General features: G+C 45.4%; 9 protein-coding genes and 3 pseudogenes. 3 read left to right on the top strand and 9 right to left on the bottom strand.

The features are described from left to right. The first annotated feature begins 4 nt into the window (after positions 1-4). The 3 genes and pseudogenes from IPJ02_02285 (at position 5) to IPJ02_02275 (ending at position 3,641) form a co-directional block, all read left to right on the top strand. Positions 5-1,982: pseudogene (locus IPJ02_02285) on the top strand (fumarate reductase/succinate dehydrogenase flavoprotein subunit). Position 1,983: 1 nt separating this feature from the next. Next, positions 1,984-2,867: pseudogene (locus IPJ02_02280) on the top strand (glycosyltransferase family 2 protein). Positions 2,868-2,876: 9 nt separating this feature from the next. Further along, on the top strand, positions 2,877-3,641 hold the full coding sequence (locus IPJ02_02275) for a succinate dehydrogenase/fumarate reductase iron-sulfur subunit (GenBank protein ID MBK7374421.1): 765 nt from the start codon (positions 2,877-2,879) through the stop codon (positions 3,639-3,641). A 17-nt stretch (positions 3,642-3,658) separates the two neighbouring features. On the opposite strand, the pseudogene IPJ02_02270 reads toward IPJ02_02275, so the two are convergent. The 9 genes and pseudogenes from IPJ02_02270 to IPJ02_02230 all read right to left on the bottom strand — a co-directional run bounded on the left by IPJ02_02270 (position 3,659) and on the right by IPJ02_02230 (position 12,950). After that, positions 3,659-4,584: pseudogene (locus IPJ02_02270) on the bottom strand (hypothetical protein). A 17-nt stretch (positions 4,585-4,601) separates the two neighbouring features. Next, on the bottom strand, positions 4,602-5,156 hold the full coding sequence (locus IPJ02_02265; protein ID MBK7374420.1) for a YceI family protein: 555 nt from the start codon (positions 5,154-5,156) through the stop codon (positions 4,602-4,604). A 10-nt stretch (positions 5,157-5,166) separates the two neighbouring features. Continuing rightward, positions 5,167-5,541: a hypothetical protein gene (locus IPJ02_02260; protein ID MBK7374419.1), complete on the bottom strand. Its 375-nt coding sequence runs from the start codon at positions 5,539-5,541 to the stop codon at positions 5,167-5,169. Between the two features lie 24 nt (positions 5,542-5,565). After that, the gene (locus IPJ02_02255) at positions 5,566-6,270 is read right to left on the bottom strand and encodes a hypothetical protein (GenBank protein MBK7374418.1); all 705 of its coding nucleotides are present in this window, start codon (positions 6,268-6,270) and stop codon (positions 5,566-5,568) included. 49 nt (positions 6,271-6,319) lie between these two features. Then, positions 6,320-6,745: a hypothetical protein gene (locus IPJ02_02250; GenBank protein MBK7374417.1), complete on the bottom strand. Its 426-nt coding sequence runs from the start codon at positions 6,743-6,745 to the stop codon at positions 6,320-6,322. A gap of 169 nt (positions 6,746-6,914) precedes the next feature. Then, complete coding sequence (locus tag IPJ02_02245; protein MBK7374416.1) at positions 6,915-8,486, bottom strand: hypothetical protein; 1,572 nt, start codon at positions 8,484-8,486, stop codon at positions 6,915-6,917. 182 nt (positions 8,487-8,668) lie between these two features. Beyond that, positions 8,669-9,427 carry a response regulator transcription factor gene (locus tag IPJ02_02240; GenBank protein ID MBK7374415.1) on the bottom strand — a complete coding sequence of 253 codons (759 nt, stop codon included), beginning with the start codon at positions 9,425-9,427 and terminating at the stop codon, positions 8,669-8,671. Next, a complete protein-coding gene (locus IPJ02_02235) occupies positions 9,424-12,339 on the bottom strand; it encodes a histidine kinase (protein MBK7374414.1) in 2,916 nt (971 codons plus the stop codon). The genes IPJ02_02240 and IPJ02_02235 overlap by 4 nt, the downstream gene beginning before the upstream one ends. Next, entirely contained in the window at positions 12,336-12,950 is a 615-nt protein-coding gene (locus tag IPJ02_02230) for a YceI family protein (protein MBK7374413.1), read from the bottom strand. Before IPJ02_02230 ends, IPJ02_02235 begins: the two co-directional genes overlap by 4 nt. Between the last annotated feature and the right edge of the window lie 12 nt (positions 12,951-12,962).

The following is a 12,962-nucleotide window of genomic DNA, read 5'->3' as shown; positions in this document are numbered from 1 at the left end:
TATTATGTCTTTAGATTCTAAGATCCCGCACGGCGAAATGGATAAAAAGTGGACCGATTACAAAGGCCATGTAAAACTGGTTAATCCTGCCAATAAGCGTAAACTGGAAGTGATCGTTGTGGGTACCGGTCTTGCCGGGGCTTCTGCTGCAGCATCACTGGGTGAGTTGGGATATAAAGTAAAAGCTTTTTGTTTCGAGGACAGCCCGCGCAGGGCACATAGTATTGCAGCGCAGGGGGGGATCAATGCAGCAAAGAATTACCAGAACGACGGAGACTCTGTTTTCCGCCTCTTCTATGATACCGTAAAAGGAGGGGATTACCGGGCAAGGGAAGCCAATGTGCATCGCCTGGCCGAGGTAAGTGCTGCCATCATTGACCAATGTGTGGCACAGGGGGTTCCTTTTGCAAGAGAGTACGGCGGTTTACTGAGTAACCGAAGTTTTGGCGGTACACAGGTACAGCGTACATTTTATGCAGCCGGGCAAACAGGCCAGCAATTATTGCTGGGCGCTTACAGCGCTTTGGAAAGACAGGTTGCATTGGGTAATGTTACCATGTACAACCGTCATGAGATGCTCGACATCGTAAACATTGATGGGAAGACAAGAGGCATCATAGCCAGGGACCTGGTAAGCGGAAAACTGGAAAGACATTTTGGTCATGCAGTTCTGCTTTGCACCGGTGGATATGGCAATGTATTTTATTTAAGCACCAATGCCATGGGCAGTAATGTTACTGCAGTATGGAAGGCACATAAAAAAGGAGCATTTTTTGGAAATCCCTGTTTTACGCAGATCCACCCGACCTGTATCCCGGTAAGCGGCGATTATCAGAGCAAATTAACCCTGATGAGCGAAAGTTTACGCAATGACGGAAGGATCTGGGTGCCAAAACAAAAGGACGATAACCGTAAAGCCATTGATATACCGGAAGATGAAAGGGATTATTATTTAGAGCGCAGGTATCCGGCTTTTGGAAACCTGGTACCACGTGATGTGGCTTCAAGAGCAGCCAAAGAAAGATGTGATGAGGGGCTATGGTGTTGGTACAACCAAACTGGCCGTTTATCTTGATTTTAAAGATGCCATAGTACGTTATGGTAAGATTGAAGCAGGAAAGCAGGGACTTGACCATGTTGATGAAGCTTCAATAATAAAAATGGGTAAAGCCGTTGTAGAAGAAAAATATGGCAACCTGTTTGAGATGTATGAAAAGATAACCGGCGAAAATCCTTACGAAATGCCTATGCGTATCTATCCGGCCGTACATTACACCATGGGTGGCTTGTGGGTGGATTATGAATTAAAAACCACCGTGGATGGCTTATATTGTTTAGGAGAAGCGAATTTCAGCGATCATGGCGCAAACAGGCTGGGTGCAAGTGCACTGATGCAGGGATTGGCTGATGGTTATTTTGTAATTCCATACACGTTGGGCAATTACCTGGCCGATGACATCCGAACGGCATCCATACCAACATCACATCCTGCATTTGAAGAAACCGAGAAAGCGGTAAGCGAACGGATAAATAAGCTGATGAGTATCAAGGGGAGCCAGACCGTGGAAAGCTTCCATAAGCGTTTGGGAAAGATAATGTGGGATAAATGTGGCATGGCACGCAATGCAAAGGGGCTGCAGGAAGCGATCGTTGAGATCCAGCAATTGAAAAAAGAATTCTGGAGTGATGTAAAGATACCCGGCGGAATAAATGAAATGAATCCCGAACTGGATAAGGCCGGGCGTGTGGCCGACTTTATTGAACTGGGCGAACTGATGTGCAAAGATGCCCTGCAGCGGAATGAAAGCTGTGGCGGCCATTTCCGGGAAGAGTCACAAACAGAAGATGGGGAAGCCAAACGGGACGATGATAATTACAGTTACGTGGCTGCATGGGAATATAAGCAGGAAAGTGAATGGCAGTTGAATAAAGAGCCGTTGACCTTTGAAATAGTAAAACCAACGCAGCGTTCATACAAGTAAAATGAAAGTAAGCGGATTCACTTTTGTAAAGAATGCGGTTAAATATGGTTACCCGGTCGTTGAATCCATTACTTCGATTTTACCCATTGTTGATGAAATGGTGGTTTGCCTGGGTGACTCGGAGGATGAAACAAACAAGCTCATTGGATCAATTGGTTCCGGCAAAATAAAGATCATTCATTCCGTTTGGGACAGTGGTTTGCGGGAGGGTGGAAAAGTGCTGGCGGTTGAAACGGATAAGGCGATGGATGCGACGGCAGCCGGCAGTGACTGGCTCTTTACATACAGGCCGATGAAGTGCTGCATGAACAATATCACCCGGTGGTACTGGATGCAATGAAAAAATACAAGAACGATAAAAGGGTAGAAGGATTGTTGTTTCATTACCATCACTTTTACGGCAGTTATAGGTTCATCGGCGACGGAAGAAAATGGTTTTCAAAAGAGATACGGGTCATCCGGAACAATAAAAAGATACGCAGTTACCGGGATGCACAGGGGTTCAGGCTGGACGACCGGAAGCTGAATGTAAAACTGATCGACGCTTATATTTATCATTATGGCTGGGTGCGTAACCCCGTGGCCATGAAAAAGAAATATACCGATTTCGGGAAGTGGTGGAGTACCGACGAGGAACACAAGGCCTGGACTGCAGCGGAAGAGCGGAAAGGACTGGAATTCGATTATTCAAATATCGATTCCGTTATGGTCTTTACAGGAACACACCCTGCCGTAATGAAAGAACTGGTAAGCAAAGAAGACTGGAATTTTAACATCGATTTAAAAAAGAAGAATTTTAAAAACACAAAGCACCGGGTATTGTATTTTTTGTGGAAGAACTTTGGATGGCGGCCGTTTGAGTACAGCAATTATAAGCGGATATAAATTAAGCATATGGAGCATTACACAATGAACCTCACACTGAAAGTGTGGAAACAAAAGAACAGCACAGCAAAAGGAAGTTTTGAAACCTACCCGGTAAAGAACATTTCTTCCGAAATGTCTTTTCTGGAAATGTTTGATGTGCTGAATGAACAACTGATACGGGAAGGGAAAGACCCCATCGCTTTTGACCACGACTGCCGGGAAGGTATCTGTGGTATGTGCAGCATGTATATTGATGGCAGGGCACATGGCCCCTGGACAAAAAATACCGTATGCCAGTTGCACATGCGTGCCTTTAAAGACGGAGATACTATTGTGGTAGAGCCATGGCGTGCAGCAGCTTTTCCTGTTTTAAAGGACCTGATGGTAGACCGGTCGGCTTTTGACCGCATCATCCAGGCCGGCGGATACATTTCTGTCAATACCGGTAATGCCGTTGATGCCAATGCCATTCCCATTGATAAAAAAGATGCCGATGACGCATTTATGGCGGCAGCCTGTATCGGTTGCGGCGCCTGTGTGGCGGCATGCAAGAACAGCAGCGCCATGTTATTTGTCAGCGCCAAGGTTCCTCAGCTGGCCCTGTTACCGCAGGGTGGACCTGAACGGGAATCAAGGGTGCTGAACATGGTGGCGCAAATGGATAAGGAAGGTTTTGGCAACTGTACCAATACATACGCCTGCGAAGCAGAATGCCCCAAGGGGATCTCTGTTGCAAACATTGCACGGATGAACAGGGAGTTCCTGAAGGCAGGGTTAAGTACGGAAGATTAAAGGAACTTTACCTTTATTTATTGCCTTTTGAATCTTTTGTTTTTAATGGTAAACACCCTCGACAGGTTGAACCCGAAGTGAATATCGCCTTTGAAGAAATCACCGGTGGTCTCTGTTATGAATGTCTTTTCCGTCATCCCGGTTGAATTGGTGAAATGAAGCTGAAAAACGTGCCCGCCGGTCTCAATGTCAAATCCCACGGCCAGCGAATTCTTTGTCCCCGGTATCCGGTACCCTTCCCCGGCAACCAGTGATATGGGGAGGATGTGGTAATACTCAACATTAAAACTCAGCCTTTTTGAAAGTTTTATCCTTCCGCCGCCACCCAGTGCAAAAATATCATTGGGGTCCGTGGCCGCTTTAGCTAAATTATAATGCACGTAGGATGGAATCAGCTGAAAGGAAACTCCTTCGCTGAATTTTCGGGCAATGATCAGCTGGTGTGCATACGAGATCCGGGAAGTGTAATAATTCCGGCGCTTTGGATCTTCCCATTTCAGTGTTTGAAGCATGACACTTGATGCAGCACTGATGGATATGGGAGAAGACCACCTGCCGCCGGTAGATTGCCTCAATATCTTGAATTTGTAAAAGGCATCATATTGTTTTTGATAAGTGCTGCGGCCGATTCCCACCATCAGGCGGTCGGAGATGCCGTAATCAAGTCCCATCCGCATAGTGGCCTGGTCAAGACCGAATAATTCATACGTACCCCTGTTGATCATCCCAAACCGGTGGGAGATCTTTATGTCCAGGACACCCTTTGCCACATTTTCGATCGACTGGCCGTTAATAAGGCGGGTGGTTTTAAAGGTAGCCGTTGCATAATCTTTTTATTTTCTTTCCTGCTTTCTTCTTCAAGCATTTTCATCAGGTCATCCTGTGCACAAAGTCTGAATGATACAGCGCTTAGCAATGCAAGGAATAAAAATGGTTTTTTCATGATCGGGTTTTAGGTATTTAGCTTTTTAATTCATACTTGCAGTCAACAGTCACATCTATGTCTTCCGAGATCTTATCTGCAACCAGGGACGGAATGCTCACATTGTAGTCTTTTAGTTTTATGGTAAATTTTGAAGTGGCGTTTATCTTCCCGGCCTTGATGATGAAGGAACCGGTATAAGAGACTTTTTTGGTTACACCATGCAGCGTTAATTCACCTTCCACCGTAACGGGGTAGGCGCCGTCTTTTGAGAAATTTATGGCAGAAAGGTTAACTACCTTTCCTTTGAATGTGGATTTCGGGAATTTGTTGCTTTCTACATAGTTCTCATTGAAGTGTTCTTCCATCAAAGCACTTTCAAAATGAAAACTCTTTAATAGTATGGCAAATACCAGGTCACCCGTCTGGGTGTTTACAACACTGGAAACCTCGTTGTTATCTGCCTCTACTTTTTCGGGCGACCTGGCACGGGAATAGAACGAGACCTTGCCGTTCTTGGTCATATAAATGTTCTGTGCACCCGCAAATGCTGCAGGGATAAGAAAAAGAAAGCAAACGATCAGTCTTTTCATGGTTTAAGATTTAATTATTTGGGGTTCCGGAATCGATCCATTTTTGAATTTTTGCCAACGTACAGTTCGGTAACCTGGATGCGCCTTTTGGCATGGTGCCGGTTACCGAGGTAGAGCCCATCAGCCTGCCATTCAGTGCCTGTGTCTTTACCCCGGCGTATGTATCCAGGATAACGCCTGCCGAAGCAGAGGTGGTGTTGTGACACCCGCCTGCATTGCAACTTGCATTCATTACCGGTAATACTTCAGTAGAGAATTTGGCAACAGCTGTTGTATCACAGGGGAGTTTGCTGTCGGGGTACAATAATTCTTCTTTATCGTAATAACAGCTTTCTGTCAGTAATATGGCAAATACGCCAAGAAGGGTTACCAGAGCGTTTTTCATGATATGATTTTAGTCTTTTTCCAATTAATTGTTCGGGGCGCCCGCTGTCACCCATTTCTGTACCTGTTCGATCTTACAGTCAGAAAGTTTATTGCTGCCCTGGGGCATCGCAATAAAACCAGCCTGGTGTTTAATGCTTCCCATCAATTTACCATTGAGGGCCACAGTTTTAACGGCGGCATAGGTACTCAGGTCAATGCCTCCCCCTAATGAAGATGGGTTATGGCATCCTTTGCAATAGTTATTCATCAGCGGCGATACAGCCCCGGAATACGTGAACACAGCAGTATCGCAATCATTGCACGCATTGTTTTTGGCGCCCTGCAGGATCCATTTGTAAATGATATCCTTTTGTGCCTGGGTGAATGCAGCGGCAGGAGGAGGGGGCATCTGGTCGCCGCCGGTTTTGTTCAAAACCTTATACAGGTCACTGCCAGTGGGATTCCCGGGCCTTACGCCGCCCGTTGCCATGATATTACCGTATGTGGTCAGGTTCACACCTTCCTTGTGTGTGATCGCATCATGGCAACCACTCATGGCACAACTGGAATTAAGCAATGGCAAGACCTTGTTTTGAAAATATACAGTATCAGGGCTGCAGGTCTGCTCACCGCCTGTTGGCGGCGTTTCAATAACCTGTACAGGAATATCATGTTTGCAGGATACCAGTATTACCAGGAAAAGAATGATCCCGATGATCTCCAGCAATTTTGAATTAGACGTTTGCATAGTTATAGATGGTTTTTTTAAAAGTGGTTTTTCAAAAAGGATTGCTATTCTATTTACGCTGATTGATTCCCCTGACAACGATCACATCCGTAAGATAGCCGGTGCAAATGCCCCGGACGGTTGCCTGTGTTTTGGTCTTTACCTCCTGCTGAACAGTGCCTTCCATCGTGCATCTTACCGTACCCATGCCCGTACCATCCAGGGAAATGACTGTTTCACCCTTCTGGTTTTTCGATATTTCAACGATCTCCCCGGTTATTTCCAGTACTTTATCCAGGTACTCATTATTGGCCAGGGCTTCATTGGTTTCGTAATCTGCCACCAGTTTCAATGCTGCAACGGGAATCGCTTTGATATGCTGTACATCCCGGTGTGGTTTGTTGTACATGCGGTAGCCTACAAAACCGGCTGTCAGTACGATCACAATCAATGCCGACAGGATCCATATAAGCCTCTTCTTTTTAAATATTGTCATAAAATGATATTCTCTTTTAACTCTATAAAAATAACGCCAGACTATTTCGGTATATTCCCAATTTCCGCTGAACCTGCATCTGAGCATGCTGAGCCTGTATTTAATTTTACTTAAAACAGGCCAGCATGTCATTTGTCCTGATATGCTCTCTGCTCTTGCTTAGCTCATTTTAATCTGAATACCGGTGACCTGCATTTATCCAGTTGGTGATGGCTGTTTTTTCTGCTACTGTTAACAACGGCTGCGGGTTTTTTGGCATTTTTACCCATCCGTTTGTATACAGTACACTTGTATGATTTATCTGGGCCCATTTTGAAACGATATTGCAATCGGAATCAAAATTGTAACCGGCCGCATTATTACCACTTCCGATATGACAGCCACTACCGTTGCAACGGGTTAATATCAGGTTCCTGACCTGTGCAAAGAGCGGGCCACTTGCTATCACGCCAACAGTTGCCGTCTGTGTCTTGGTACATCCATTGGCATCTTTAACCCCCATCACAAAATTTCCGGCGTTAAGATTTGCAAATACATTACTGGCCTGGTAAGCACCTCCATTGATGTTATAGGTAAAGCCGGTAGAGCCCGATGCTGTAACTGTGATGCTTCCGTTGCTTGTTGGCGTAACACAAGGGGTGGTATTCACCACTGCAGTGGTTATAACAATGTTGATACTGTTACAGGGGTTTGTTGCTGTAAGCGTTACCTGCGTAGTGCCCAAACACCCGTTTGAATTTTTTGCAGTTACCGTATATGTGCCTGCAGCCAGGTTGGTGAATGTGCCGCTTGCCTGGAATGTCCCGTTATTTAAACTATAGATAAATCCTGTTCCTCCGGTGGCGGATGCAGTGATGGAACCATTGCTTTGACCCGTTGATGGATTAACGGTTGTGGTTGTTACTGTAACGGTTATTCCTGTGCATGGATTTGTTGATCCCAATGCAACGGTGGTAACACCCGTACATCCATTGGAATTTTTTGCTGTAATGGTATAGTTGCCTGCAGCCAGGTTGGTGAAAGTTCCACTAGCCTGGTATGCCCCGGTATTCAAACGGTATGTAAATCCTGTTCCGCCGGTAGCAGTAGCCGTGATAGATCCATTGCTCTGGCCAGTGGTTGGCTGCACAACCGTGGTTGATACAACGACGGTTACTCCGGCACATGGGTTATTGGTGCCTACGGTTATCTGGCCTGTGCCGATACATCCGGCGGCGCTTTTTGCAGCTACTACATAAGTGCCTGCGGCAAGGTTATTGAAGGTTCCGCTGGTTTGAAAAGCACCGCCATTGATGCTGTATGTGAATCCTGTACCACCGGTGGCGGTAGCTGTTACCGAACCGTTTGACTGGTTGGGAGATGCATCTGTTTTTGTAAGGGTTACATTGATGGTAACACTCTGGCATGGGTCATAGGATTGAATTTGTATGATAACGGTATCTGTACAGCCGATCGAATTTTTGCCAACCAGGTTATAATTCCTGAATGGTTCCAGTCCTGCAAAATAACCGGTATCCTGGAATGGCCCGCCATTTAAACTGAATTGAAATCCCGTACCCCCTGTAGCCGTGGCGGTAATGGTACCATTATTCTGGTTAAGCGTGGCGGGGGTTTGCGTAGCCGTCACTGCAAAACCGATCGCATCGCAGGAAGGCGCAGGAATTTCATGTTTACAGGCGAACTGGAAAAGGATGATCCAGGCAGTAAGGCCTGCAAGCATAATGGTAATACTTCTTTTCATGATCATATTGGATTTATGTTATGTAAAACAGCAAATATTGTATTTCGTCACAGGATGATATTATTTGCCAGTTATGTTTACGAAAAGCAAGCCAATCCATGTAAAAATCATGTAAAAACAGGCTGAACCTGTTGGAAAGGAGTTTAAATCTGTATGCGCCGTTTCAAGGGGAAGGAAAGATACTATTCTGCAAGCCAGTTCTTAAAATCGTGTGCCCTGTCGATGGCCACGATGGTATCAAGCCGGGAGGGGGGAGTGAGCCTTACATTGATCCGGGAACGGGTATGTGCCTTCATTTCTTCTATGGCATGATGGCCGATGATGAACTGCCGGTTGATGCGGAAGAAATTCCGGGGGTTCATCATCTGTTCTACCTGGTCAAGATTAAAGTCAATGGGAAATCGTTTGCTTTCATTGGTACATAAAAAATTCGATTTGTTCTCGGTATAGAAGTAAGCTATATCTGCAACACGGATGGATTTTATGGTATCTCCCAGTTTGATGATGAAACGGTCTTTGTATTTTTTCTGTGGTTGCTGGATGGTATTCAGGATCTCTGCATAATCAACAGGGAATGACGCGGATTGCCGGAGCAAGCGCAATTTTTCAACAGCCCTTTTCACATCTTCTTCATCGATCGGTTTAAGCAGGTAATCCACGCTGTTCACCTTAAATGCCTGCAGGGCATAGCTTTCGTAGGCCGTGGTAAAAATAACGGGGCAGGTGATCTTTATGCGGTTGAATAACTGGAAACTGTTGCCGTCTGCCAGTTGAATATCCATGAATACCAGGTCGGGCATGGGGTTATCCCGGAACCATGCAGTGGCTTCTTCAATGCTGGAGGCAGCCCCGGCCAGGGCTGCGTTTGGTACAACCAGTTCAATGATCTTCTGAAGGCGGCTCAATGCCTGCTCTTCATCTTCCAGGATAAGTATCTTCATATTCCGTCAATATAAATTAAAGGGAGCCGGATGATGAACTCATTGCTGGTCTCTTCCTGCCTGACCTCCCTGTTTGTTAAAAGTCTATACCTGTTTTGTATGTTCTTTAACCCAACGCCTTCGCTTTCCTCCTTTTCCAGTTTGGGGCTGATATTATTCCGCATCACAAGCTGCCCGGGCTCCGAAACAATATTTATGTACAGTGGTTTGTCTTTGCTTATGGTATTATGCTTAACGGCGTTTTCTGCCAATAATTGTAAGACCAGCGGCGGAATGAACGTGGATCTTTTTAACTCCGTGTCAATATTTACCGTTACCTGGAGAGCGCTGCCGTACCGTTTGCTCTGGATGAATAAATAGGAGTTAAGCAGTTCCAGTTCTTCGGCTAAAGTAATTAATTCTTTCTGGCTGTAGGCGGTCATCTTCCGGTAAAACTGCGATAAATGCTTGATGAGCACAGAAGCTTCCTGTGGATTATCCTCCACGATATTCAGCAGGGCATTAAAGCTGTTGAAAAGGAAATGGGGATTAACCTGGTTCTTTAATGCATCGTACTGCAGTTGAAATCTTTCCCTTTCTTCCTGTTCGGTCTTTCTTACTTTTTTTATCCGTTGCCTGACAAGCCAGTAGATCAAAGCAGCGGCAAATACAAGCACCAGCGTTCTGAACCACCAGGTGGTCCAGAAAGATCTCGCTATCGTGAAGCGGTAAGACGTTATGGGCGATGATCCGAAATTTTCATTTGCCGAAGCCCTCACTTTCATGCTGTAGGTTCCTGGCCGCAGTTGCGGAAAATTGATCATGTTGTCGCCGGTTGTTTCCCACCGCTTGCTGTATCCTTCCAGCCAGTACTGGAATTTTATTTTTTCAGGCGCCTTGTAATAGGCAGCTGCCAGTTTAAAACTGAAATTGTTCTGATTGTACGCAAACTCTTTTTTTACCGCCGTATCCAGGGGGTTGTTAAATAAACTCACCCGTTCAATTACGGCAACCGGGGCAAAGCCCGACAGGGATGAATGGGTGTTCAGGCAAACGATCCCGTTGTTTGTACCGATCCATATTTTCCCGTCCCGGCCCCGGGTTATGGAGTTAAGATTTGGCTGTTGTTCCGTGAATCCCGATTCAGTACCATAATGCTGCACCATATTATTCCTGGGATTGAACACGTCGATCCCTTTTTTATTAACGGCAATGATGTTGTTAAAATCGTCTATGGCAATGGAGGTGATGGTAATATCGGTCAGTCCATTCTCTGTCCCGTAGCGGATGAACCTTTTCCCATCATATTCAAACAGGCCGTCGTTGTAAGTGCTGATCCACAGGTGATGGTTCTTGTCCTCAGCAAGTGAATAAGCAACTTTTGCCGGGAAGAGTTTGTGTGCATAAAAATTAATGAAGGCATCGTTTTCGAGCATGGTCACCCCGGCGCCATCTGTAGCAAACCACACCCTGTTCTTTTGATCGATCAGTATGTGGTAGATGTAATCGCTGCCCAGGCCGTCTTTTTTACTGTAATTGCGGTATGCTATCTTTTCATTCAGATCGTAGCTGCTTTCTTTCAGATCGAACCTGGCCACCCCGTTCAGTGTGGATATCCATACCTGGTCCCCTTTTCCGGTTATGTTCAATACATTGCCATAAAAGGCGATCGGGTTTTCGGTAATGCGCCTCCATTTACCTGTTTCAATATTCATCCGGAAAAGGCCTTCTCCCATGGTACCTATCCAGAGGCATCCAAACCGGTCTTTGTAAAGACTGGTGATATCAATATGGTTCTTTGGAGGGGTGATGTCATAGCTGCGCAGCCCGGTTGTGCCCAGCTTATCCTGTGGTCCGCTGTACAGTCGAAGATCGGGTGTGAACCACAGTTTTTTCTCATCATCGGCAAGTATGGAATGCACATTGCTAAGACCTGTTTCATTGACCGAATACCAGTATCTTAAATAATCGCTGGTAAAACTGATCAGTTTCCCTTCGAAGGTGGCCCATATATTTCCCTCGTTATCATATTGCAGGTCCGTAATGCGTTTTGAATAATCAGTTGCTGCCAGGGCATTGCCGGTAAATTCCGCTGTTGCCTTGTCATAAAAGATCACGCCTTTTTCTTCCGTTGCAAGGAAGATGTTGTCTTTAGAGTCAATGATGTCGTTTACCTGGCCGGATCGCCATTTGCTTTTATAACTGGTATCGGAGATCCGGTTGCCGGTAATATCAAAAAGAAGGATCCCTTTTGATTGCATGCCCACCCATATGGAATTTTTTTCCCGGCTTTCGGCCAGGGTGGTAACAATATTATCCGGTAACCCGTTCTTTGCACTGAAGAAGTGTACATTTATTTTGCCTGCTTCAATACGGATGAACGAAAGGCCCCTGTCGGTTCCGGCAATCAGCTGCCTGCCATCGGGGCTGTACATGCAGTTTACATTGTCATCACTCAATCCCTCTTTTGTGCTGATGTTCTGAAGCCGGTGTTGATCGTAAAAGTAAATTCCCTCGCCACCGGTTCCAAACCAGATCCTGCCTTCCCCATCTCCATAGATGGCAGTAATGGATGCTTTTGGTCTTCGCTCGTTAAAGGTAAAGTACACAGCCTGCTGGCCTTTTATGGTAAAGATGTTCCCATTCTTACAGCCTGCCCAGATGGTCCCTTTAGCGTCTTCATACAAAGCGGTTATGTATGTTTTGCCGGTTTGGGGCAGCGGGATCTTTTCCGGGTCCAGTGCATTGTATTTAAACAAGCCTTCCGAAGTTCCGATCCACAGGAAGCCTGAATGATCCTTCAGTAAAACCGTTGACTTTATGGTTAGGTTGTCTTCTTCAATATCAATTATTTTGGAAAACGGGTATTGTGCAACCAAGCGGGTAACCGGCATGAGCAGCAAAGCAAAAAGTAAAAAACGGTTCCACATCATTGGCTTACAAATTCAGCATTTACAATCACATTTATTTCTGCCGCCAGTTTTTCATGAACGATCCGGGGTATCTTTATATCATGTTCGGAAAGCAGAACGGTAAACATGCATACCAGTTTTATCGTGCCGTTTTTTACGGTCAGGTCGCCCTGCAACAGCCTTTCCTGTTCTACTCCATGAATGACAAATTTCCCCTTGGCCCGCAGGTTGTATGAGCCGTCCTTTGTAAAATCATCCTCTTCAATGATGTGGCCGGTAAAGGTTGCATTGGGGTACTTATCACTTTCCATATAATTTTCATTGAAATGCTCTTTTTGAAGGGGACTGTTAAAACCATCAAACGATTTTATACTTATGGAAAATGCGAAGGTTCTCTTTTCCGCATCAATGATTCCCCTTACCTGGGTAGAAAAGGCTTTTATAAGTTCAAGCTTTGCATTGGAATGAAAGGATACCTGTCCCTTTTTCAGGACATAAATGCCGGGAGCCGGCGACCTTTTAAATGCAAATACCGATAAAATGCATATGCATAATACGATTTTCCGGAATGAGATCATTGTAAGGATGGATGAACCGAATTTATTGGGTTTAATATTAGCTGTTTTTTCCAACTGCCTTTGTAA

Source organism: Chitinophagaceae bacterium (genome assembly GCA_016710165.1).
Taxonomy (GTDB): domain Bacteria; phylum Bacteroidota; class Bacteroidia; order Chitinophagales; family Chitinophagaceae; genus Ferruginibacter.
The sequence above is the reverse complement of the archived record's forward strand: the minus strand, read 5'-3'. Positions and strand labels throughout refer to the sequence as shown.

Bases quoted from the DNA above. Each gene is read 5' to 3' on its own strand.
- IPJ02_02245 (MBK7374416.1), bottom strand. From the start codon at position 8,486: ATGAAAAGAAGTATTACCATTATGCTTGCAGGCCTTACTGCCTGGATC.
- IPJ02_02265 (MBK7374420.1), bottom strand. From the start codon at position 5,156: ATGAAAAGACTGATCGTTTGCTTTCTTTTTCTTATCCCTGCAGCATTT.
- IPJ02_02235 (MBK7374414.1), bottom strand. From the start codon at position 12,339: ATGATGTGGAACCGTTTTTTACTTTTTGCTTTGCTGCTCATGCCGGTT.
- IPJ02_02255 (MBK7374418.1), bottom strand. From the start codon at position 6,270: ATGCAAACGTCTAATTCAAAATTGCTGGAGATCATCGGGATCATTCTT.
- IPJ02_02250 (MBK7374417.1), bottom strand. From the start codon at position 6,745: ATGACAATATTTAAAAAGAAGAGGCTTATATGGATCCTGTCGGCATTG.
- IPJ02_02275 (MBK7374421.1), top strand. From the start codon at position 2,877: ATGGAGCATTACACAATGAACCTCACACTGAAAGTGTGGAAACAAAAG.
- IPJ02_02260 (MBK7374419.1), bottom strand. From the start codon at position 5,541: ATGAAAAACGCTCTGGTAACCCTTCTTGGCGTATTTGCCATATTACTG.
- IPJ02_02240 (MBK7374415.1), bottom strand. From the start codon at position 9,427: ATGAAGATACTTATCCTGGAAGATGAAGAGCAGGCATTGAGCCGCCTT.